Origin of the sequence: Agarivorans gilvus (genome assembly GCF_001420915.1) — a bacterium.
Classification (GTDB): Bacteria; Pseudomonadota; Gammaproteobacteria; order Enterobacterales; family Celerinatantimonadaceae; genus Agarivorans; species Agarivorans gilvus.
In genome coordinates, this window is record NZ_CP013021.1 from 4,249,627 (window position 1) to 4,270,322 (window position 20,696).

At 47.3% G+C, this 20,696-nt stretch carries 25 protein-coding genes and 1 pseudogene; 8 read left to right on the plus strand and 18 right to left on the minus strand.

Going from position 1 to position 20,696, the window contains the following annotated elements; genetic code table 11:
• Positions 1–267 precede the first annotated feature (267 nt).
• Together AR383_RS20280 and AR383_RS20285 are read left to right on the plus strand one after the other, a co-directional pair.
• A complete protein-coding gene (locus AR383_RS20280) occupies positions 268–1,155 on the plus strand; it encodes a TIGR02285 family protein (protein WP_083481719.1) in 888 nt (295 codons plus the stop codon).
• A 209-nt stretch (positions 1,156–1,364) separates the two neighbouring features.
• Entirely contained in the window at positions 1,365–2,240 is an 876-nt protein-coding gene (locus AR383_RS20285) for a WYL domain-containing protein (RefSeq protein ID WP_055734774.1), read from the plus strand.
• A gap of 53 nt (positions 2,241–2,293) precedes the next feature.
• Here the strand turns inward: AR383_RS20285 and AR383_RS20290 are convergent, their stop codons facing one another.
• Positions 2,294–2,671, minus strand: coding sequence for a hypothetical protein (locus AR383_RS20290; RefSeq protein ID WP_055734775.1), 378 nt, complete (start codon positions 2,669–2,671; stop codon positions 2,294–2,296).
• 415 nt (positions 2,672–3,086) lie between these two features.
• Complete coding sequence (locus tag AR383_RS20295) at positions 3,087–3,971, minus strand: NAD(P)-dependent oxidoreductase (RefSeq protein ID WP_055734776.1); 885 nt, start codon at positions 3,969–3,971, stop codon at positions 3,087–3,089.
• Positions 3,972–4,168: 197 nt separating this feature from the next.
• Between AR383_RS20295 and AR383_RS20300 the strand changes: the two genes are divergently transcribed.
• The gene (locus AR383_RS20300) at positions 4,169–4,630 is read left to right on the plus strand and encodes a pyrimidine dimer DNA glycosylase/endonuclease V (RefSeq protein ID WP_055734777.1); all 462 of its coding nucleotides are present in this window, start codon (positions 4,169–4,171) and stop codon (positions 4,628–4,630) included.
• 25 nt (positions 4,631–4,655) lie between these two features.
• Here AR383_RS20300 and AR383_RS20305 read toward each other — a convergent pair whose 3' ends face one another.
• Positions 4,656–5,036, minus strand: coding sequence for a winged helix-turn-helix transcriptional regulator (locus AR383_RS20305; protein ID WP_055734778.1), 381 nt, complete (start codon positions 5,034–5,036; stop codon positions 4,656–4,658).
• Between the two features lie 265 nt (positions 5,037–5,301).
• On the opposite strand from AR383_RS20305, the gene AR383_RS20310 reads away from it, so the two are divergent.
• Positions 5,302–6,387 carry an alkene reductase gene (locus AR383_RS20310; protein WP_055734779.1) on the plus strand — a complete coding sequence of 362 codons (1,086 nt, stop codon included), beginning with the start codon at positions 5,302–5,304 and terminating at the stop codon, positions 6,385–6,387.
• Positions 6,388–6,551: 164 nt separating this feature from the next.
• Here AR383_RS20310 and AR383_RS20315 read toward each other — a convergent pair whose 3' ends face one another.
• From AR383_RS20315 to AR383_RS20360, 9 genes are all read right to left on the minus strand, one after another.
• Positions 6,552–7,010 (minus strand): invasion associated locus B family protein, encoded by a 459-nt coding sequence (locus tag AR383_RS20315; RefSeq protein WP_055734780.1) that lies wholly within the window; start codon positions 7,008–7,010, stop codon positions 6,552–6,554.
• Between the two features lie 68 nt (positions 7,011–7,078).
• Positions 7,079–8,320, minus strand: coding sequence for a nidogen-like domain-containing protein (locus AR383_RS20320; protein WP_229711130.1), 1,242 nt, complete (start codon positions 8,318–8,320; stop codon positions 7,079–7,081).
• Positions 8,321–8,743: 423 nt separating this feature from the next.
• A complete protein-coding gene (locus AR383_RS20330; protein ID WP_055734782.1) occupies positions 8,744–9,232 on the minus strand; it encodes an ureidoglycolate lyase in 489 nt (162 codons plus the stop codon).
• A gap of 12 nt (positions 9,233–9,244) precedes the next feature.
• On the minus strand, positions 9,245–10,255 hold the full coding sequence (gene alc / locus AR383_RS20335; RefSeq protein ID WP_055734783.1) for an allantoicase: 1,011 nt from the start codon (positions 10,253–10,255) through the stop codon (positions 9,245–9,247).
• 138 nt (positions 10,256–10,393) lie between these two features.
• Complete coding sequence (locus AR383_RS20340) at positions 10,394–11,221, minus strand: MurR/RpiR family transcriptional regulator (RefSeq protein ID WP_055734784.1); 828 nt, start codon at positions 11,219–11,221, stop codon at positions 10,394–10,396.
• Between the two features lie 34 nt (positions 11,222–11,255).
• Complete coding sequence (locus AR383_RS20345) at positions 11,256–11,978, minus strand: amino acid ABC transporter ATP-binding protein (RefSeq protein ID WP_444979124.1); 723 nt, start codon at positions 11,976–11,978, stop codon at positions 11,256–11,258.
• A complete protein-coding gene (locus AR383_RS20350) occupies positions 11,971–12,621 on the minus strand; it encodes an amino acid ABC transporter permease (RefSeq protein WP_055734786.1) in 651 nt (216 codons plus the stop codon). Before AR383_RS20350 ends, AR383_RS20345 begins: the two co-directional genes overlap by 8 nt.
• Before the next feature lie 12 nt (positions 12,622–12,633).
• Positions 12,634–13,302 carry an amino acid ABC transporter permease gene (locus tag AR383_RS20355; RefSeq protein WP_055734787.1) on the minus strand — a complete coding sequence of 223 codons (669 nt, stop codon included), beginning with the start codon at positions 13,300–13,302 and terminating at the stop codon, positions 12,634–12,636.
• A gap of 17 nt (positions 13,303–13,319) precedes the next feature.
• Entirely contained in the window at positions 13,320–14,105 is a 786-nt protein-coding gene (locus tag AR383_RS20360; RefSeq protein WP_055734788.1) for a transporter substrate-binding domain-containing protein, read from the minus strand.
• A 504-nt stretch (positions 14,106–14,609) separates the two neighbouring features.
• Here AR383_RS20360 and AR383_RS20365 point away from each other — a divergent pair.
• From AR383_RS20365 to AR383_RS20375, 3 genes and pseudogenes are all read left to right on the plus strand, one after another.
• Complete coding sequence (locus AR383_RS20365) at positions 14,610–15,230, plus strand: nucleotidyl cyclase domain-containing protein (protein ID WP_055734789.1); 621 nt, start codon at positions 14,610–14,612, stop codon at positions 15,228–15,230.
• A gap of 1 nt (position 15,231) precedes the next feature.
• Positions 15,232–15,969 carry a hypothetical protein gene (locus tag AR383_RS20370; RefSeq protein WP_055734790.1) on the plus strand — a complete coding sequence of 246 codons (738 nt, stop codon included), beginning with the start codon at positions 15,232–15,234 and terminating at the stop codon, positions 15,967–15,969.
• A 26-nt stretch (positions 15,970–15,995) separates the two neighbouring features.
• Positions 15,996–17,935: pseudogene (locus tag AR383_RS20375) on the plus strand (RecQ family ATP-dependent DNA helicase).
• An 8-nt stretch (positions 17,936–17,943) separates the two neighbouring features.
• On the opposite strand, the gene AR383_RS20380 reads toward AR383_RS20375, so the two are convergent.
• The 4 genes from AR383_RS20380 to AR383_RS20390 form a co-directional block, all read right to left on the minus strand.
• Positions 17,944–18,135 (minus strand): hypothetical protein, encoded by a 192-nt coding sequence (locus AR383_RS20380; protein WP_055734791.1) that lies wholly within the window; start codon positions 18,133–18,135, stop codon positions 17,944–17,946.
• A 110-nt stretch (positions 18,136–18,245) separates the two neighbouring features.
• Entirely contained in the window at positions 18,246–18,437 is a 192-nt protein-coding gene (locus AR383_RS20385) for a ribosome recycling factor family protein (protein WP_055734792.1), read from the minus strand.
• Entirely contained in the window at positions 18,397–18,588 is a 192-nt protein-coding gene (locus AR383_RS22745; RefSeq protein ID WP_417857899.1) for a ribosome recycling factor family protein, read from the minus strand. The genes AR383_RS20385 and AR383_RS22745 overlap by 41 nt, the downstream gene beginning before the upstream one ends.
• A 110-nt stretch (positions 18,589–18,698) precedes the next feature.
• Positions 18,699–19,091: a ribosome recycling factor family protein gene (locus AR383_RS20390; protein ID WP_055734793.1), complete on the minus strand. Its 393-nt coding sequence runs from the start codon at positions 19,089–19,091 to the stop codon at positions 18,699–18,701.
• A gap of 129 nt (positions 19,092–19,220) precedes the next feature.
• Between AR383_RS20390 and AR383_RS20395 the strand changes: the two genes are divergently transcribed.
• The gene (locus tag AR383_RS20395; RefSeq protein ID WP_055734794.1) at positions 19,221–19,601 is read left to right on the plus strand and encodes a SpoIIAA family protein; all 381 of its coding nucleotides are present in this window, start codon (positions 19,221–19,223) and stop codon (positions 19,599–19,601) included.
• Between the two features lie 40 nt (positions 19,602–19,641).
• Here the strand turns inward: AR383_RS20395 and AR383_RS20400 are convergent, their stop codons facing one another.
• Positions 19,642–19,944 (minus strand): AzlD domain-containing protein, encoded by a 303-nt coding sequence (locus tag AR383_RS20400; protein ID WP_055734795.1) that lies wholly within the window; start codon positions 19,942–19,944, stop codon positions 19,642–19,644.
• Positions 19,941–20,663 (minus strand): AzlC family ABC transporter permease, encoded by a 723-nt coding sequence (locus AR383_RS20405; protein ID WP_055734796.1) that lies wholly within the window; start codon positions 20,661–20,663, stop codon positions 19,941–19,943. Before AR383_RS20405 ends, AR383_RS20400 begins: the two co-directional genes overlap by 4 nt.
• Positions 20,664–20,696 lie beyond the last annotated feature (33 nt).

Sequence of the window (20,696 nt, forward strand, 5' to 3'; positions counted from 1 at the left end):
TGCTTATTCCGCCGTGAATCGTTGGTTTTAGTGGTTTATATGGGGGTGTTTGATTTTTGTGACACTATATAGTGGATTTGGCTTTATGTGTGAATAATTATTGTGATATTTTGGGTGTGGGTGATGTATGTCGTTATCGAATATAGGGCGTAATAATTCGATTATGGGGAGGCTCATCAACAAGGGTTAGCGGTGCTAGCCGTGTTTAGTGCTTGCCTTGCTTCGCTGAATAAGGCGTTTAGCCTATCTTAATTTAATGGAGAAATAATGAAGCGTTTTAGGTTTTGTAGGGTAATGATTTCGCTAGTGATTTTACCTGCATTATCAAAGGCCAGTGAAACCATAGTATGGTACTCCTTAAATTTCTCTCCGGCATTTATTGTTGAAGGCCCATACCAAAATCAAGGCTATTTAGATCTTGTCCAGAAAGAAATAGTGAAGGCCTTACCTACTTACCATCATGTTTATAAACAGGGTAATTTCGCTAGAATTATCAAAGAAATGCAAACCGACGACAATGTATGTAGCGTTTCTTTGTTAAAAACCCCCGAGCGTGAACAGTTCATTGAGTATTCCATCGCTCATAGCTTAATTTTGGCCAATAGCTTAATCGTTAAAAAAGCCAGTGTTGAAAAACTAATCCCTTACCTTACTAGCAATAATGCGGTTGACCTTGATTCACTGTTAGGTTCAAGAACCTTTGTTTTAGGTCTAGCTAAAGGGCGAAAATATGGAGCAGAGTTAGACGCCATCCTAAATAAACATCGTGATAGCGGGCTTATCTATCAGCGAGCTTCAGGAGATCAGTCTAAGGGACTGATCAGAATGCTGCTTAGTGACAGAAGAGATATTGAAGGCATCTTAGGCTACCCTGAGGAAGCACAATATGTTTTAAAACAATCTCACTTTGATGACAAACAAGTGGTTTCTTATTTAGTTGAAGGGAGTCCGGCTTACATTTTAGGTTACATGGGCTGCTCTAAGAGTTCGTTAGGACAAACTGTGATAGGCCAAATGGAGTCTCTTATCAAAGAGAATAGGGCGGGTAAATTTGCTGCTTTTTACCAACAGTGGCAGGCGCAAGCTAACAAAAGTGCTCACCAACAATTGCTGCAACAGGTTTTTATCGACAAGCCTGACGAAAGTTATCAGTAAAGGCTTAGTTTGAGTTTTGCGTCATTCGCTAAGGCGCGGCTCTGTGACTTTTTTGTCGGGGGATTTTTAGCATCACAGATGGTTATTGTTCACTTGCCTTAATCTACACCACACCTGTTCACAACAATGCTTAAGACCTAATCAAAATGATTGCCTATGTTGTGGCTGCTTGTTAAGCTCTTATTTCTGAATGAGCAAGGATGAGCACAATGGAACTTAAGGACCTCACTCACGGACAGCGCAGCCGTTTGGCATTTATCGATTTTAGTTTGGAGTATTTTGGCGAAGTGAGTCGGGCTGATTTAATTAGCCGATTTCAAACTGGTTTGGCGGCAGCCACTCGCGATTTAGCTTCTTATAAGCAACTTGCGCCCAATAATGCCTTGTTAGATCATAAGGCGCGTCGTTATTTGCGGCGTGACCAGTTTACTCCCTTATTCTCGCATAACCCAGAAGCCATTCTTACCGGGCTTTCGCAAGGTTTTGGTGATGGTTTGTCATTTCCTATGGAGCCTAGCGAAAGCTGTTTTGATGCAGTGCGTTTAGTTCATCCTAAGGCCGAGTATATAGCGGCGATCATGCGGGCTATTCACCATCGGGTGGCGCTGCAATGTCGTTACGTGTCGATTTCTTCGGGTGAAAGCCAGCGCGAAATAGTGCCGCATAGCCTAGTGAATAATGGCCACCGTTGGCACGTACGTGCCTATGACCGTGAAAGCGCCAGTTTTCGTGACTTTGTGGTGACTCGTTTTACCGATATGCTTATTCTCGATCAGCCCATCAATACCTTGGAAGCACGCCAATATGACAAGCAATGGAATCATATTGTGGAGCTAAGTTTAATTGCCCATCCGGCTTTGGCTTATCCGCAAGCCATAGAGTTAGATTATGCCATGCAAGAAGGCCAATTGAAGTTAGAAGTGCGGGCTGCTTTGGCGGGTTATTTGTTGCGCCAATGGAATGTAGATTGTTCGCCCCAGCATCAACTTAATGGCGGAGAATATCAGCTGGCCTTGAGTAACGCTCAGGTACTAGAAGGAATACAAGGTTTAGCTATTGCGCCTGGTTGGCAGGGCGCGGCTTAAGCGTGTCGCCAGTTATTGGGGCGCAAATACTTTTACGCCAAAGTTGTTGCGACTTAGTTGCTGTAACAGCTGTCCCAATCGCCGTAGTTGGCGTCTCCGGCCAATACTTGTATGTCTACCTTTCCTAAACAGGCTTCAATAGTCGCTTGTGCTTGTTGTAGCACCTCGTCTAACTCGGCTTGCTCAGTTAAGTAGTTAATTGCAACATGGTATTGCTGATTGAAGTAGGCGATAAACAGCTCCCATGATTGTTGTTGCTGGCTATTCGCTAGTGCGGCATCCAGTTCATCAAACTTTTCTATATCGGCGGTAAAGCGCAGTTCAGCGCAGCTTTGTGCATAAGGGCCAATTGCCATTTTTTTTAAATGGCGAGCTTTATGATGGCGCTTTACTTCGGGTTTTGCCATGTCGGGAACGCTAATAATTTGCATCGATTCACCTAGTTATTTTTCAGAATAGGGCAGTCGGAAAAGCGCTGCTCAAGTAAGTTGGCGAGCTTATGCCAGCTTAAGCGAAGGCGCAAGAGAAACTGGAGTCACTAGCTTCAGGCGCTGAAATATTAAGCTGTATAGTATTGGTTACAGCGCCTTTACGCCTATTCACCCAGCTTGGGGAAAATTGCGATAAGATAAGTAGGTACTAGCAAAAGTAGCCTTTGTCAGTTTTAGTTGCTAGTGCTGATCGACTTAACTGTAGCTAAGCGGAACCCAGAGCTCACTTCCCTTCTGGGTTTCGCTTTCTTTAGCATAGAGTTGTCGTGTTTTTGCTTCATAGTTTGAATTAAGCATTCACGTTCTCGCGTGATTCCAACCTAAGGCCGAGGCCTTAGGTTTTTTTTCGTCTAGCCTAATCTTGTTGGTCAAACTGCTTAATTAATACTGAGGTGTCGGCGCGAGAATAGCCGCGTTGTTGCAATTTTGCGTATTGCTCATCTACTTGTTTGGCTAGTGGTAAGGCTACACCTAGCTTGTCGGCTTCATTAAAACAAATCGCCAAATCTTTTCTCATCCAATCAATGGCGAAGCCAAAATCAAACTGGTTATTGGCCATGGTTTTGGCGCGGTTATTTAGCTGCCAGCTTCCTGCCGCACCGTGTTGCAGTACTTCAATGACTTTGTCGATGTCTAAGTTAGCCGCTTTAGCCAGACTAATACCTTCTGATAAGCCTTGTAATATGCCGGCAATGCATAGTTGGTTTACCATTTTACAGCTTTGCCCATAACCCACGGGGCCAAGCAAGTTAATGGCTTTGCCATAACATTGCAAAATCGGCTCTACTTTATCCAAGTCACTTTGCTCTCCGCCTACCATTATGGTTAAGCAGCCATTGACAGCACCGGCTTCACCTCCTGAAACCGGGGCGTCTAAGAAAGCCAATTTAGCTTGCTGCGCTGCAGCGGCTAGCTCGGTTGCTACCCCAGCCGAGGCAGTGGTATGGTCAACTAAAATACTGCCTGCTTTGGCGCCGGTAATAATGCCGTTGTCTCCTAGATAAACTTGTTTTAAGTCTTGATCGTTGCCCACACAACTCAGTATCACTTGAGCCTGAGCTGCCGCTTCTGCTGGTGTGGCAGCGCTGCTCCCGGCATATTGCTGCAACCAGCGGTCGGCTACGGCTTGGGTACGGTTATATACCACCACTTGGTAACCCTGTTGGCTTAAGTGTCCCGCCATTGGAAAGCCCATGGTGCCTAAGCCTATGAATGCGACCACCGGAGATGTTGAAGCCATGCTGAATGTCCTTGTTATTTTGAGACGGCAATCTTGCCTGATTAGTTTTTTGATAGTTGCACCTAACTGGCTCTATTTCAACACCTTGACCTAATCCTCCACGGTTTTTCGAGTACCGTTCATCGATATGCCTTTTGCTTACGTATTTATGCACAGTGGTTTACCCAATAACTGAACAGCATGGAAACAAGCTCTAAATGAATATCTTTGTATTAGATGAAAATATTGAACGTTGCGCCCACTATCACTGTGATCAACATGTGGTAAAGATGATCCTAGAGAGCGTACAAATGCTATGCACTGCGCTGAACAAAAAGGGTTTTGTTACCCCTTACAAATCTACGCACTTAAAGCATCCTTGTGTGCTGTGGGTAGAGCAGTCCTATGATAATTTTTTATGGTTGCAGCAATTGTGTGTGGCGCTAAATCAGGAATACCGTTACCGCTATGCCAAGCCGAGCGACCATAAGTCGATGGCGGTATTAGCGCAATTGGCGGGCATGCAGTATCCGGCGCTTGGCTTAACTGAATTTGCCCAAGCCATGCCCGAACAATACAAACAGCCTGGGCAGGCGGTACAGGCCTATCGTGATTTTTACCGAGGCGAGAAAATGGCCTTTGCTCGTTGGACTAAACGGCCCATGCCCGAGTGGCTGTAAGCGCTAAACTCGAGCGTTGTTATGCTTACTTACTGGTGTGGCCGTGGGCGACTCGGTATTCTCCACCCCAGGCGCAGAGTAGATCTAAGGCTGGGTTTAAGCGCTCGGCCAGTTCGGTCGGAGTGTACTCCACTCTGGGAGGAACTTCGGCGTAGACGGTGCGCTCAATCAACTTGTCTTTTTCTAAATCACGCAGTTGTTGGGTGAGGGTTTTTTGGGTGATTTTGGGGATCAAGCGTTTTAACTCACCAAAACGCAGGGTTTTACCGCGCAGCTGATACAAGATAATCACCTTCCATTTACCCCCAATCACTTCAATGGCGGTGGAGACAGGGCAGTCTTGATTAATCGGTTTAGTAGAAAATTCACAATTATTTTCTAGGCTTGAAGCCGCTAAATTCGCCATTAGGCACCTCTGGGAAACTAAATATCTCGATAGTGCCGTACTTGTAGTTAGGCAGCTGCATACTTATAGTTTACAAAAGATACTATGTTTCATTTGGATACAAAAGTTAAATTTCAATCATGCTGGCTTTTATCGGCGCCTCGGTACTATTTGAGTGATGTGGTGAAGTGCTGCTGTTTGATTGAGCTCATTTAATTTTTTACTACTTAATAGAGCGATTAAGCCGCTTGGGCTGAGTCGTGATAAATCAAGAGGGGATAAATACATGTCGTTAGCTAACTTGTTTTCGCCGATCAACTTAGGTGATATTGCTTTACAACATCGAGTGGTAATGGCGCCTTTAACGCGCTCTCGTGCGGCCCAACCCGGCGACATTCCGCAGGACTTAAACGTAGAATATTATCAGCAGCGTGCCAGTGCGGGTTTGATTATTACCGAAGCGACCCAAATTTCTCCCCAAGCTAAGGGCTATGCCTATACGCCGGGCATTTACAGCGAACAGCAGTTAGCTGGCTGGAAAGCGGTTACTGAGGCGGTGCATGCCAAAGGCGGTAAAATAGTGGCGCAGCTGTGGCATGTTGGACGTATTTCTCATCGTGAAGTACAACAAAACGGTGAATTGCCAGTAGCTCCTTCGGCCATCGCTCCCGAAGGGCAAGCCTTTACCGAGAAAGGCTTTTTAGACTTTGAAACGCCGCGAGCTTTAACTATCGAAGAAATCCCACAAGTTGTTGAGCAATACCGCCAAGCGGCCAAAAATGCCAAATTGGCGGGGTTTGATGGGGTAGAAGTGCATGCTGCCAACGGTTACTTGCTCGACCAATTTTTAAAAGATGGTAGCAACCAGCGTGACGATAGCTACGGTGGCTCCATTGAAAATCGCGCCCGTTTAACCCTAGAAGTGACCGCCGCCGTAGCTGAAGAGTTAGGTAGCGGCCGAGTAGGGATCCGCATTTCGCCTACCGGCACCTTTAACTCCATGTCGGAGAGTAATCCTCAAGCATTATTCAATTACTTGGCCGATAAGTTGAGCGAAATGAACTTGGCTTACCTTCACGTAGTGGAAAACTTTGGTGGTGCTCCAGCCCGCGAAGATTTTAGTTTTGCCGAGCTTCGTCGTCATTATAAAGGCGTTTACATGGCGAACGGTGGTTATAGTGCAGCAACAGCCGAGCAGGCTATCGCCGAAGGTAAAGCCGACGTGGTGTCATTTGGTTCGGCCTTTATCGCCAACCCAGATTTACCTGAACGCTTTAAACAAGGGGCGGCTTTAAACGAGCTTGATCAGAATACCCTGTATGGCGGTGGTGCACAGGGTTATACCGACTATCCCAGTTTGGCTGCCGAATAAAGTTAAGTTTTATCTTTTTACCTCAGATGTAAAAAGGTAAGTGTGCCTATCACATTCCCTGTGATGTTTGGCCTCGCATGCGAGGCCTTTTTTATGCCTAATAGCGGCTTAATGCCTTAAATCAAGCCCTTTCTATAAGCCTTAATGCTGCTGGCTGTTCGCTGTTACTGAATAGACTGATAAGCCTGTTTAAAGCCATTTAATATCACAGGGAAGGCATTTTGCTGCTGGCTGTTTTTAAGTATATAAGCCACCGACATGAGTTTACGGTTCTGTAAATCGTCGATCAGCTGTTGGTCTGCCACTATGTTCACTTCACAGACTTTACCGTCACAGTTGGTAATCGGTAAATGCAGCGCGGCTTGTTGGTCAAATTTTAGGCCTAGGCCCATTTTGGGGTCGGCTTGCGGGGTGATTCTTATTTTTAAAATTGGCTGGCTAGGGTGATTAAAAAAGCTCACTCCAGCCACGACATCGGCGGCATCGCCTTGTTGCTTCATCACCATTTGTGAAATCACACAAGGTTTTCCATTGGGACACTTTACTGTCCAAGCTTGGTAATCTTGGGCCCAGCTGGAAAAACAAAACAATAGTGAGCTGAGCGACAGTAGTATTTTTTTCATGGCTTTTCCGTAGCAAACTTAGCTAACAACGAGGGAGCTTGCGCTCCCTTATATTAGGGTATCCGGCCTTAGGCTGGCAATAGGCCTAGGGCTAGGCTTTTTTGACGCTTGCGCGAGGCAAACACTAAGCCTAAGGCTATCAATACCATCAGCCAAGTACTCGGTTCTGGTACTTGAGGGTTGGGGCCGGGGACAAACTCAACAATGGGAATTTGTCGCAGCGAAACCTCTCCACTGTCAACGAAGCTCAGCCCAGTAACAAAGACACTGGTGTCGGTGGGATCCACTTCGTTGCTGGTTTCAATGCCGGTGACGCGGAATCTGTCTACACCGTCGATGCCAAAGTCATAGCTAATGCCTGCGGCGATTTCGGCTACTTGCACCCAATTTAGGCCGTCCCATAACCAAATGAAGAACATGTCATCATCAAAGCCAACTGGTAGCGTGACGGTGCGAATGTTGGGACCTTGGTCAACAATGTAGTCGTAACCTACCGCTACATCGGGGTCGATGAAGATGGTTTCGTTAAGGTCTACGTTGAACTCAAAGGCCCAGCCGCCTTCTACCACGACCGGCATCAGTGGGTTTTCTGGGGTCGCGCCAGGTAAGGCGCCTTCACGAATGGCGAAACGCCAAACGCCATCTTCACCGGTATTAGAGCTGGAAACCAGATTTAACACCTCTTCACTGAAAGAGCCTGGAAGAGCGAAGTAGTTTTCACCGTCACCAGCATCATAGCCCGCTTGGGCAGGGGTGCCGCCTAAGCCGTTAACGCCATCGGAAGCATCACCGGTGGTCCACTCCAATTTGTCGTAACGAAACTCCACGTCAAAGTTGCCTGCACCGGTGTCGGAGCGATCGATTAGCACTGCTTGAAAGGTATTAGATTTACTATTGTCTTCATCGTAAAACCCAACGTTGTTCCAAGTTACTGCAACTACGCCTTCAGAGGGGCTTCCCACGTAGACTTCACCACAGTCGGCGCAGGAGGTATCTACATCTGCCCAGTAAGGAGCAATAATAGGTTGGTCTGTCACCGGGAAGGCGGTCGGTGTGTATTCATCTAATGCGGATTCAAAGGTGAGGTTGCCGTTGTTGTTAATAAAGAATTGATTATAGCTATTACCAAAATAGTTAATCTCGAAGGGGAGATCGAGTTGATTGGTGGAGCCATCATCGTTGCGTGGCATCGCAAGCTCGCCATAGCCAGCATCACCACCAAAACCACTGAGCATCACGCTCGCCTGAACAGTGGCACTAGCACAGAGCAAACCTGCTGTGGTTAATAAAGCCAAAGTTGTTTTTTGCACGGTTCTATTCCTTAAGTTTTGTGACAAAAAGTTTAGTTAAGTCAGTCTGTTATACCTAGTTATTATGTGGGCCGTATAAGCATGAACTGGGCCTACAAAGTAAATTTTTGAGTTATCAGTTAGTTATAAATTTGGAACTCGCCTAAATAAACTAGATTGTAAAAATACCTGACACACCCTGCTTGTTTTTTAGTTAGTTTTTGTAAGCTTAATGATAATCTTTTTTATTTTTATCAATTGCTTGGATGGGTTAGCGCTAAGCTGGAGCGCTTGGTTAGCAATGAGTGTTGGCTTGAACTTGAAGCTATGAATAGAGGTTTGCGGTAATTCAGTTTGAGAGAGTGAGGTGTAAGGTTTGCGCCCTTGCATTCGCCTCGGTTTGAGTAGGCGAGTTGCGGGCAACTCGCTCTGGGCATCAGTACGTTAAAACTCAAGTAAAATGCTTTGGTTTAAATCCTGCTCTATGCAGTTGGCTTCTTCGCCAGCCCTGTCCACAATCAGAAAGTCACTGCTGGCTTCTAGGCTAATCAAGGGATGATGCCATACGCCAGAGTGGTAGTTCACCCCTTGCTGGCCAGTGGCCAAAAAGGCTTGTATTTGCTGTGGTTGCAGTTCGCCCTTGGGGGCTACCACTACCACATAAGGATGCCCAGACAGCGGCATAAACAGTTGGCTGCCATAGGGATGATGCTCCATCATTGTAATTTCTAGCGGCAAAGTAAAAGCTTGGCCGCGAAAGATAGACACAATCGGCTTGGCATTACTGCCACTAAACTGTAACGCGGCCAAATCATGGAAACGGGTAGTGGTACCGTTGTTAATGGGAAAATGCGTAGCACCTTCTGTTTCCACAACGTCGCCAAAGGGCTTGAATGCCTCACGAGTCAGCGGCTGTAATGCAAGTTTCATCATAGTGGGTACTTCCTATTGGTCTACTTTACCCCATAGGCGAACGCGACTAAGTCCACCGTCTGGGAAAATATTGATACGAATATGGCTGATCTTGCCCAGAGAATTTAACTGTGCAAAGTGGTGGTTATTATCGGCACTTAAGGACTGTGGTGGCAATAGTTCTTCCCAGAACATGCTTTGGCTGATTAGGCTTAGGTCATTGGGGTCGCTAATGTAAGCCGCTTGAATCGACATTTTATCGGGGTAGTTACCTTTAAAGTAGCTGGTAGCAACATCTACGCTGTCAACGCTGCCGGGTTGGCCTAGGGCAATAATACACCAGTCGTTACCGGGTTCACGGCGGCGGCGGGTTTCCCAACCATCACCCATGTTTACACCATCGCCAGGGGCCAGTAAGTTGGCAGGGGTGCCGTAGTGGGAGTCGTTATGCGCAACGGCTCGGCCGCCATTGACTAAGGCAATTAAGTCAATGGTTTCGTCACCATGGTGGCTGGCTTTAGGTAAACCAAAAATGCGCAAACGGGCAATCCCGCCGTCGGGGAACATATTCACTTTTACGTGGCTAATTACTTGCTCGCTGCTTGCTTCAAAGAAGTGGCTGTTATCGGCAGACAAGGCGCTAGCAGGCAATAGCGTTTGCCATTGTGCGTCGTCAGCTGGTAACTCTTGTTCGCAATAACACACTTCAATGCTTACCGCGGGCGCAAAGTTGCCGGTGAAAAAGCTGGTATCCACTTGCAGCCCTTTTACTGTGCCCGGTACACCGAGTTTTACAATGCTCCAATCGTGTCCGCCATTACGGCGACGGCGGCTTTCCCAGCCATCCATCCATTTGCCGTTATCGTCGTAGCGGTCGGGATAAAACTCGGCAGGCAGGTGGTTTAGCATGCGGTCGGCTTTAGCAAAAAAGTCATCACTAACGGCGACCACTTTACTGCCAATGCGGTGATCGGCAAGGTTGGTAAATTGTTTGGTAAATGCAGGGGCATTTTCACTTATCGGGGCAATGATTACTTGGCTCATAATTATCCTTAATTTCGTTGTGCTAGCTGCTGCTGTGAGCTAGCTTTGTTTCGTTTGATTCATGATAACTAAAAATGAATCAATTGTTTCATTTTCGGGTGCAATATCTTTATTGCTGGGTATTTCTTTAGCGCTTAACTAACCTTGTTGTTCCAGTTCGGCAAGGGCCTGATAGTTATTACTCACCTGATTGCTATGTTGCTGCGCCGCTTCTGCTAGATAGTCGTATACCTGATTGCTTAGATGAGCCAGTAGGCTCATTGGCGCGGCATAGCTGTCTAGGGCTGAGTGGTTACTCATGGGGCAAACAATCAATTGGTTAACTTGAGAGGCGTAACGTTGGCCGCTTTGGTCGGTAATCAGTAAACATTTTAGGCCTTGCAGTTGCTTTATTAAGGCCGAAAATACACTGGGGCGACGGCGAATCCCGATTACGATGACTAAGTCATCGGCTGTGATTTGTTGAAGGTCTTCGCCAATACTCTGAGCTGGTATGGGTAGCAGGGTAATCTGGCCACGGCACTGCATTAGTTGTTGGCGAAAGTGCATCGCTAGTGGGTAACTGTTGCGATAACCAATAATGTAAATCTGTTTGGCTTGGCTGATCTCTTTCACCAGTTGTTCGCTGTCGAGCTGTTCTAACTGGCGATACACCTGAGTAATGGCTGCTAAATCACTATGTTCAGAACTATCACTGGGACCGGTGCTTAACAGTGGTTGGCCCCATTCGCGCTCTTGACGCAACTCTTCACATACTTGTTGGTGGTCTTGATAACCCAGTTGGCGAAAGAAGCGGCTAACACTGGCTTTCGATACTTGGCAAGCGCCGGCAATTTCGGCTGTTGATTGAATCAATACCTTGTCGGGGTGATGCTGTAAGTAGTCGGCAACAATTCGCGCCTTAGCCGAGAGTTGTGAGTAGCTGCTTACGATGCGCTGATCAAAGGCACAAACCGATTTGCTCATAGTGTTAGACGTCCTCATGGTTGGTCAACTTTGCTTATAACACAGCCGAGATAAAGCTTTGTAGTTCTTCCGTTTGCGGTTGGGCAAATACTTGCTTGCTGTCACCGGTTTCCCATACTTTGCCTTGGTGCATAAATACTACGCGGTCACCTACGTCGCGGGCAAAGTTCATTTCGTGAGTCACTAGAATTAAGGTCATGCCTTCGGCTTTTAGTTGCTCTAGTACTTTCAGCACTTCGCCCACAAGTTCGGGGTCAAGGGCTGAGGTGATTTCATCACACAATAATACCTTGGGCGACATCGCTAAGGAGCGGGCTATCGCCACCCGTTGCTGTTGTCCGCCAGACATGCTGGTGGGGTATTGGTCGAATTTATCGGCTAAGCCCACTTTGGCCAGTACCGCTTCGGCGAGTTCGCGACACTGTTGCGGACTTTTTTTCAATACCAGCTTGGGCGCGAGCATAATGTTTTCACCGGCAGTCATATGCGGGAATAGGTTGAAGTTTTGAAATACCATGCCCACGCTGCGACTCAGTTGGCGCAGTTGTTTTTCATCTTCGCTGACCGCTTGTTTGTCAACAATGATGGCGCCGCTTTGAAAGGGCTCTAGACCATTGATGCAGCGCAGTAGGGTACTTTTACCCGAGCCGCTGCGGCCAATGATGGAGATCACTTCACCCGCTTGAATTTTTAGGTCAACCCCTTTAAGAACGTGGTGTTGCCCGTAATATTTGTGAATTTTTTCGATACTAACCAGCGACATTGAGTTTTTTCTCCAAGTACTTACTGTACAAAGACAGCGGGAAACAAAGTAAGAAGTAGAGGGCGGCCACTAAGGCAAACACCTTGAAGGGTTGAAAGGTGGCATTGTTTAACATAGTGCCGGCTTTGGTAAGCTCAACAAAACCAATGATAGAGGTCAGCGCGGTACCTTTTACCACTTGTACCGAGAAGCCTACAGTAGGCGCAATGGCCACCCTTAAGGCCTGCGGCAAAATGATATAGCGCATGCTTTGCAAGAAGCTTAAACCTAGGGTTTTGGCTGCTTCCCACTGGCCTTTAGGCAGCGACTCAATACAGCCGCGCCAGATCTCGCATAGAAAGGCACTGGTGAATAGGGTGAGGCCAATTATGGCGGCTAGCCAAGCGCTCACATCGATGCCGATCAAAGATAAACCAAAGAAGGTAATAAACAGCTGCATCAGCAGCGGCGTGCCCTGAAATAACTCAACATAGCCCTTAACAAAGCCGGTTAACACCGGGTTACGGCTAAGCCGCATGAAGGTCAGCAGCAGCGCCACTAGACCACCGCTGGCAAAGGCGATAAGGGATAACAGAACCGTCCAGCGCGCCGCTAGTAGCAGGTTGCGCAGAATGTCCCAGTCGGTAAATTGCATCATCAGTAATGGCTCCTATAAGGACGGGTTCTTAAAGATACGGCGCGCTAATAACTCAAATAGCTGGCGCATTGCTACGGCCAATAATAAGTAAATCAAGGCAGTCACCATGTAGGACTCAAAGCTGAGAAAGTTGCGTGATTGAATGAAGTTGGCCGAGAAAGTCAGCTCTTCTACCGAAATTTGTGATACCACCGCCGAGCCGAGCATAACAATGATGCATTGGCTAACTAGGGCAGGGTAAATGCGTTGAAAGGCGGTGGGCAGAACCACTCTGCTAAAAATTTGCCAATGGCTCAGCCCAAGGGTGTGGCCAGCTTCCCATTGCCCTTTAGGTGTGGCTTGAATGCCTGCGCGAATAATTTCGGTGAGGTAGGCACCAAGGTTAATCACCATGGCTAAACAACCTGCTTGCCAGGCACTGAGCTTAAAGCCTAAGGCCGGCAAGCCAAAAAAGATGAAGAATAGCTGTACAATAAACGGGGTATTGCGAATCACTTCCACGTAGCTACCAACTAGCCAACGTAACCAAGCCTTGTTACTAATTCGCCCGGCTGCACCTGCGGTGCCTAGCGCAATCCCTGCCACTGTGGAGTAAACGGTTAGCTCAACGGTGGTCAGTAAGCCTTTGCTTAGCTCGGGGATGTAAGGAATTAATCCGCTAAAGTCTAATTGGTAGCTCATGCCTTTTTATCCTTAAATTACAGCTCTTTAGGAAGTGAGGTTTTAAACCAAGCGAGAGACATTTTTTCTAATTCGCCGCTCTCTTTAGCTTTGGCGATGAGGCTGTTTACTTTTTCCAGTAGTGCTGGTTCGCCTTTTAATACGCCAACGTAGCAAGGTGAGTTTTTCAACATGAACTTAGTTTCTGGTTTACGTTGAGGCACGCGTTTAGCTATTTCGGTGGCGACTAGGTTACCTGTAGCAATCAGTTCAACTTGACCTGAAAGGTAGGCAGAAAGCGTAGTATTGTTGTCTTCAAAGCGTTTGATGGTGGTTGACTCATCCACCAATTTGCTCAGCTCAATGTCTTCCACTGCACCGCGAGTCACGCCTACAGTTTTACCTTTTAAGTCATCGGCCTTGCTCACATCTAAGCCTTCTGCACCAAATACACCTAAGAAGAATGGCGCGTAAGCATTACTAAAATCGATGGCTTTTTCTCGCTCAGGGTTTTTACCTAGGCTAGAGATCACTAAATCCACTTTACGGGTTTGTAGGTAAGGAATGCGGTTGGCGCTGGTCACTGGTACTAATTCTAGTTTTACGCCCAACTCGTCTGCCAAGTAGTTCGCCATATCAATGTCGTAACCTTGAGGTTGCAGGTCACTGCCTACCGAACCAAAAGGAGGAAAATCTTGCGGTACCGCCACTTTAAGTACGCCTCGCTCCATTAGGGTATCCAGTTGATCGGCCTGCGTTACTGCACTGGTTAATCCACATATTGCAATGGCGGCTCCGGCCAGTAGATGTTTGATTTTGAACATAGCATTTCCTTAGCAAGTTAACATGGTTGAAACAAATGAATCTTCTGGAAGGGGTGTTGCAACAAATGCGCCCAAATGCAGCATTCCATTGATTAATTTGCAATTACATTTATTTTCAACGAGTTGAGTTTGGCTTTTTGACCAACTAGACAAGCCCTTAGGAGGCTGACTAAAGCTTATTTTTAACCAGCTTGGTGCTGGGAAGTTTCAAAGTGGTGCAACAAATGATTCAAGTTCTCGGAAGAAGAGCAAGTTGTTTCAGCTAAGGAAGCTTAATGCTGATAGACCCAGAATGGTCAGCGAGTTGAGCCGAGGTAAGGGAACAGGAACAAATGAAGTGCTATCATTTCGCTCTTAGAACACTCCCGATTGATCGTTTTGTATATTTGCCTTTAGCTTGTTATCGAGTTACTTTTGTTGGTGTAACTTAAATAGGTTACTAATATAAAAGTAAGTTTTTTTGGTTACTTATGTGGCAAGCAAGATAAGCAAGGTAGTAAAGTTATGCACTCTGTTGCGGTATTAAGTGGTGACATTGTTGGTTCTAGCGGGCTAAAACCAGCGGCTTTTAATGAGGCTTTGCAGGCTTTAACCGCTAGCTTACACGGTTTACAGCAGCGTTATGGTTGCCGCTATGAAATTTTTCGCGGTGATGCTTTTCAGCTATTGCTTGAGCCGCCCGAGCTCGCCATTGATTGCGCCTTAGAGATCCGTTTAGCTTTAAAAGCAGCAGTGAATATGGATGCACGCATCGGTATAGGCATTGGCAGTATAGCCCCGCTTGCCGAGCAACTGGGCCGCTCCAATGGCGAGGCCTTTATTTTGTCGGGGCGGGGCTTAGACAGCCTGAAGCGGCAATACATGGGAGTATTTAGCCATAAACCCTATTTACAACAGCACTTTGAGTTGCTAACTAAGTTTGCCGATAAGCAGTTACAAGCCTTAAGCCAGAAACAAGCCGAGGCTTTGCATTGTTATTGGCAACTCGCCGAGCCAAGCCATGTTGCACTGGCCGAAGTCTTAGGCTGTTCTCGGGTTAATGCCACAAAACTTCTTAACTTATCGCAGTATCAATTGCTGGAAGAGTATAAACTGTACTTCAAACAACTCATGGATGAGTCTTAGAATGGAAATGCAGTTTTTGTTGGCTATCTGGCTGGCTTATGTCTTACTAGAGTTTTTTATTTGGCCCCAGCATTGCCGCCAGCAAGTTGAGCAACAAAAATTTATAGCTACTTGTCTTTATTGGCGAGCTTTGTTGTTAAGCCTCGGTTTTACCCTGCTAGCGCTATATTTTGTTGGCGCGAGCAGTCTGCTATTTGGCTTGAGTTTGGTGCTATTGCTCGTTCTGATAGTGCTGCCAGCTTGGCTGGCCTACCTGCCGCCATCTACTTTTTATTACCTGTTTTTTCAGGCCTTACAGTTTGCCATTTTAGGTATAGCGGTGGTGGCCCTTAGTGATGCTTGGCAAGGCCTCGGCTTTTTATTTGGCACGCTGATACAGCCAAAAGTCATGCTGCTGGTGCTAGCTTATTTATTGATATTAAATCCTTGCTCTAGAGTGCTGGCCTTGGCTTTGCGCCCTTGGAGCCCGTCGGTGCAGCAGGCTGGGCTTTACTTGCCCATGGCTGGCAAAGCCATTGGCATGGTTGAACGCAGCCTAATACTGACCTGTGTATTGTTGGATCAAAGCGCTGCCATCGGCTTTATTATTGCGGCTAAATCCATCTTTCGTTTTGGTGACTTAACCGGCCAATCAGAGCGTAAACTGACCGAATATGTCTTGCTTGGTACGCTGCTTAGTGTGGCCATGAGTGTATTTATTGGCTTAGCCGCTAGGGCGGGCTTTGCAGCCTTAAGTTAAGCCCTTCCATCAATTTGAGAGAGCCCATGAATCACCCTTTATCCTTGCAGCTAAAACAAGCTTTTGGCTTTGAACAGTTTCGCCCCGGTCAAGGGCAAGTGGTAGAGACGTTGTTGGCGCAACGTTCTTGTTTGGCCATTTTCCCCACCGGCTCAGGCAAATCTTTGTGTTACCAATTTACCGCCTTGCAGTTGCCGCATTTAACCTTAGTGGTATCACCGCTATTAGCCTTAATAAAAGATCAGCTTAACTTCTTGCAGCAAAAAGGCATTGCTGCAGCCAGTCTCGACTCCACCTTAAGTGCTGAGCAAAGCCGCCAGGTGATGGCTGAGGTACGCAGTGGTAAAACTAAAATTTTAATGGTGTCGGTAGAGCGTTTTAAGAACGAGCGTTTTCGTCAGTTTATTCAAGGTGTGCCGCTGTCAATGTTGGTGGTGGATGAGGCCCACTGTATATCTGAATGGGGGCATAATTTTCGCCCCGATTACCTAAAATTGCCGCAGTACCGTAGTGAGCTAAATATTCCCCTTGTTTTGCTACTCACAGCAACTGCTACGCGTAAGGTGAAGCAGGATATGGCGGCGCGTTTTGCCATTGCCGAGCAAGACATAGTGCAAACCGGTTTTTACCGCAACAACCTGGATATTGCCGTGAGTAGTTGTGTGGCCGAGCAAAAACTGCCGCACTTGCTCAGTTTTATTCGTCAGCAACAGGGCGCGGGCATTGTTTACGTGACCTTGCAGCAGTCGGCTGACGATTTAGCCAAAGCGCTGCGCCAGCAGGGGATTAACGCCGCTGCCTATCACGCAGGTTATGGCAACGAACAGCGCCAGCAAATACAACAAAACTTCATGGATGATCGCCTACAAGTGGTGGTGGCCACCATCGCCTTTGGCATGGGGGTAGATAAAAGTAATATTCGTTTTGTGGTGCATTTCGATCTACCCAAATCCATCGAAAACTTTAGCCAGGAAATTGGCCGGGCAGGGCGCGACGGCGCCCCCGCTCAATGTTTAACACTGGCTAACCTAGATGGCTTAACCACGGTAGAAAACTTTGTTTACGGTGATACGCCCGAGCTAAGCGGCATCGAAATAGTCTTAAACAGCATTGTTAGTGAAACTCAAGCCGGGCAGTGGGAGATGCAAATCAATCAACTGGCCAATCTCAGTAATATTCGCCAATTGCCGCTTAAAACCTTATTGGTGCAATTAGAGCTACAAGGCTTAATTAAACCTTTGTATGCCTATTACGCCGATTTTCGCTACAAATTGCTGCAAGATAAGCAGGCTATCATTGGCCGCTTTGAAGGGGAGCGCGGCGCTTTCATTAAGGCGATATTTCAACATACCCAAATGAAAAAAATCTGGGGAAGTTTAGATTTTGCCGCGCTTTACCAAGATTATCAGGCCGAGCGCTCGCGCGTGGTGGTGGCCTTGGAATATTTAAGCGAGCAAGGGCTGATTGAACTGGAAACCAAGAAGATTACCGACGTATACCAAGTGAATATAGAAGGGATAAAGGCGGAAGGTTTGGCCCAGCACTTAGCTGATTACTTCTTGGACAAACAAAACAAAGAAATTAAACGAATAGGCCAGTTGTTACGCTTCTTTGAACTTGATTCCTGCTTAAGCTATCAATTGGCGCGTTACTTTGACGACCATCAAGCCCCGAGCACTGTGGCCATTGCAGCGTTTGTCGAGGAAAAGTGGCCAAGCTCGCTTATTCGCAGCCTGCTCAAGCTATCGCCGACCAACAAATTGCAGCCGATTTACGAGACTTAACTCAGCACTTGGCGGCACAGCAGGGTAAGTTAAGCCCGGTAATGGCGGTGCGCTTTTTGGCGGGCATGACTAGCCCTTGGTCAACTAAATATAAATTACGCCAACTGCCCGGCTTTGGCCGCTGTGCCGACTTGCCTTATGCCGATATCTTGGCGCAGCTTGAGCGTTTATGGCCACGCTAACAGCGCGTTTAAAGTTCTTGTTCAATAAAGCGCGCTGCTCGCGCTTCACTCAAGCTGCAACTCGCCAATTCTGCGAGTTTGGCCTCGGTAACCTTAGCGTGTTGTTGAATTCCGATGCCTTGGTGCAGGTTTCGCGCTATGGCTATGGTAACGGCGAACTTAAAGTTCTTGCTCAACAAAGCGCGCTGCGCGTGCTTCACTCAGGCTGCAACTCGCCAATTCTGCGAGTTTGGCCTCGGTAACCTTAGCGTGTTGTTGAATTCCGATGCCTTGGTGCAGGTTTCGCGCTATCGCTATGGTAACGGCTAACCTAAAGCTCTTGCTCAACAAAGCGCGCTGCTCGTGCTTCACTCAGGCTGCAACTCGCCAATTCTGAGAGTTTGGCTACGGTGATATTAGCGTGTTGTTGAATTCCGATGCCTTGGTGCAGGTTTCGCGCTATCGCTATGGTAACGGCTAACCTAAAGCTCTTGCTCAACAAAGCGCGCTGCTCGTGCTTCACTCAGGCTGCAACTCGCCAATTCTGAGAGTTTGGCTACGGTGATATTAGCGTGTTGTTGAATTCCGATGCCTTGGTGCAGGTTTCGCGCTATGGCTATGGTTACGGCTAACCTAAAGTTCTTGTTCAATAAAGCGTGCGGCGCGCGCTTCACTCAAGCTGCAACTCGCCAATTCTGCGAGTTTGGCCTCGGTAACCTTAGCGTGTTGTTGAATTCCGATGCCTTGGTGCAGGTTTCGCGCTATGGCTATGGTAACGGCTAACCTAAAGTTCTTGCTCAACAAAGCGTGCGGCGCGCGCTTCACTCAGGCTGCAATTGGCTAATTCTGCTAACTTTGCCACGGTGATGTTGGGTTGTTGCTGAATAAGCGCACGCAGCCGCTGTTGTTTGGGTTGGCGTTTATCTTGTTCACACTGCACTGCGTCGCTGAGTTTGTTTACTAAATAACTTAGCTGGTGTTGCGTTGGCATTTTTAGTTGCTCAAGTAGCTCAATCACTGCCTCGAGTTGGCCAAGCAGTTGCCAGTTTCGCGAGCGTCGAATACGTTTTAACTGGCAATTATGTTGCTCAGCCTGTTGTTGAACATGGCGCACTTGCTCGCGACCAATGCGATGGATAAGTGAGGGCAAGCTTACGCTAAAGGTGGTATTCGTCATGGCCCAGATCCTGCCCCGAAATCACATAAAATTCAAAGCCTAGTTCGCCATTTCACTGCATATTTATACTCACCGGTGCAGCAATATCGACCATACTTATAAAGCATGCTGCATAATAAGGACCCTCTCATGAGTATTCGTAGACACGGATTAAGTATTGGTATTGAACGAATCGAAACCCGCCTATTGGTGTCGTTTAAGGCCTATGGCAAGCTTACTCACCTCGACTACCAAGCGATTACCCCTATGATTGAATCGGCCTTTGCCGAAGTTGACCATCCGCAGGTTCGCGTTTTATTTGATGCTAGAGAGCTTGAAGGCTGGGATCTAAGGGCCGCTTGGGATGATCTTAAATTGGGTTTAAAGCACGGCCAACAATTTGAAAAACTAGCTATTCTCGGTCAACAGCCGTGGTTGGAGTGGGCGGCTAAGGTGGGTAGGTGGTTCATGGCTGGCGAGATAGACATCTTTGAGGATGAACAAGAAGCGTTAACTTGGTTAGAGAGTTAACGCCTAGTGGCAGCATGGCGCTATATTGTCGCCTCTATCCCTAGTGAATAATAAAAAATACCGCCATGCTAAGCAGCGTGGTAAGCAGCGCATTGCGAGTAAAGATAGCCAAGCCACAGGCCAGTGCCGCTGCGATTAGGTAAGGGTTATCAAGCCCTAGGCTAAGCTGTTCGTCGCGCACAAACACGATGGGGGCAAAGATTGCGGTGAGCACTGCCGGCGCCGAATAACTTAAAAAACGCAGTGCCGTTTTACCTAAGCGCAAGGGGATTTGGGGTTCTAAAAATAGGTAGCGGCTGGCAAATACCACTGCCGCCATGGCAAGAATACTGAGCCAAATCATTGTTGCTCTCCGCGCCAGTGGCCATAGACGGTAGCGAGGCTCATTGCCAATAGCGCCGAAATTAATAAGCCGCCAGGAATAGCAAACAGCTGACATACCACCGAGCTGACCAAGGCCACTACAACGCACAGTAAACCCGAGGCCTGTTTAATGCTAGGCACTATTATCGCAATAAAGGTAGCGGCAATCGCAAAATCTAAGCCCCAACTATCGAGATTGTCGATATTGGCACCAGCAATAATGCCAAAGGCTGATGCGATATTCCAAGCTAAATAAAAGCTTAAGCCACCACCTAAAGCATACCAGCGGTCAAACTGCTTAGCGCTGTCTTGATTGGCAATGGCGAATAATTCATCGGTGAGCAGAAAACCTAATATGAGCCGCCAGCGTATAGGCAATCCGCTGATTTTTGGCCGCATTGCCATGCTGTACAGCAGGTGGCGTGAGGTTATCAGCAGAGTGGTGACTAACATGCTAAATAAGCTGGCACCCAGTTTGAACATGCCACTGGCCACTAATTGAGCGGAGCCGGCAAATAAAATTGCCGACATGGCCTGACTTTGCAGCGGGTTCAGCCCCGCTTCCATGGCGTAAGAGCCGGCCAATATGCCCCAAGGGATCACCGCAATGGTCAGAGGCAATACCGCTAAGGTTCCTTTAGAGAATGCTTTGCTGCGCTGCGCCCAGCCATGGTGATGAATGTAATCGGTTTGTTTCACAATATTCCTTGCTTGGTACTGCGGCCTAAGGCC

Bases quoted from the DNA above. Each gene is read 5' to 3' on its own strand.
- AR383_RS20280 (WP_083481719.1), top strand. From the start codon at position 268: ATGAAGCGTTTTAGGTTTTGTAGGGTAATGATTTCGCTAGTGATTTTA.
- AR383_RS20285 (WP_055734774.1), top strand. From the start codon at position 1,365: ATGGAACTTAAGGACCTCACTCACGGACAGCGCAGCCGTTTGGCATTT.
- AR383_RS20290 (WP_055734775.1), bottom strand. From the start codon at position 2,671: ATGCAAATTATTAGCGTTCCCGACATGGCAAAACCCGAAGTAAAGCGC.
- AR383_RS20295 (WP_055734776.1), bottom strand. From the start codon at position 3,971: ATGGCTTCAACATCTCCGGTGGTCGCATTCATAGGCTTAGGCACCATG.
- AR383_RS20300 (WP_055734777.1), top strand. From the start codon at position 4,169: ATGAATATCTTTGTATTAGATGAAAATATTGAACGTTGCGCCCACTAT.
- AR383_RS20305 (WP_055734778.1), bottom strand. From the start codon at position 5,036: ATGGCGAATTTAGCGGCTTCAAGCCTAGAAAATAATTGTGAATTTTCT.
- AR383_RS20310 (WP_055734779.1), top strand. From the start codon at position 5,302: ATGTCGTTAGCTAACTTGTTTTCGCCGATCAACTTAGGTGATATTGCT.
- AR383_RS20315 (WP_055734780.1), bottom strand. From the start codon at position 7,010: ATGAAAAAAATACTACTGTCGCTCAGCTCACTATTGTTTTGTTTTTCC.
- AR383_RS20330 (WP_055734782.1), bottom strand. From the start codon at position 9,232: ATGATGAAACTTGCATTACAGCCGCTGACTCGTGAGGCATTCAAGCCC.
- alc (WP_055734783.1), bottom strand. From the start codon at position 10,255: ATGAGCCAAGTAATCATTGCCCCGATAAGTGAAAATGCCCCTGCATTT.
- AR383_RS20340 (WP_055734784.1), bottom strand. From the start codon at position 11,221: ATGAGCAAATCGGTTTGTGCCTTTGATCAGCGCATCGTAAGCAGCTAC.
- AR383_RS20350 (WP_055734786.1), bottom strand. From the start codon at position 12,621: ATGATGCAATTTACCGACTGGGACATTCTGCGCAACCTGCTACTAGCG.
- AR383_RS20355 (WP_055734787.1), bottom strand. From the start codon at position 13,302: ATGAGCTACCAATTAGACTTTAGCGGATTAATTCCTTACATCCCCGAG.
- AR383_RS20360 (WP_055734788.1), bottom strand. From the start codon at position 14,105: ATGTTCAAAATCAAACATCTACTGGCCGGAGCCGCCATTGCAATATGT.
- AR383_RS20365 (WP_055734789.1), top strand. From the start codon at position 14,610: ATGCACTCTGTTGCGGTATTAAGTGGTGACATTGTTGGTTCTAGCGGG.
- AR383_RS20370 (WP_055734790.1), top strand. From the start codon at position 15,232: ATGGAAATGCAGTTTTTGTTGGCTATCTGGCTGGCTTATGTCTTACTA.
- AR383_RS20390 (WP_055734793.1), bottom strand. From the start codon at position 19,091: ATGACGAATACCACCTTTAGCGTAAGCTTGCCCTCACTTATCCATCGC.
- AR383_RS20395 (WP_055734794.1), top strand. From the start codon at position 19,221: ATGAGTATTCGTAGACACGGATTAAGTATTGGTATTGAACGAATCGAA.
- AR383_RS20400 (WP_055734795.1), bottom strand. From the start codon at position 19,944: ATGATTTGGCTCAGTATTCTTGCCATGGCGGCAGTGGTATTTGCCAGC.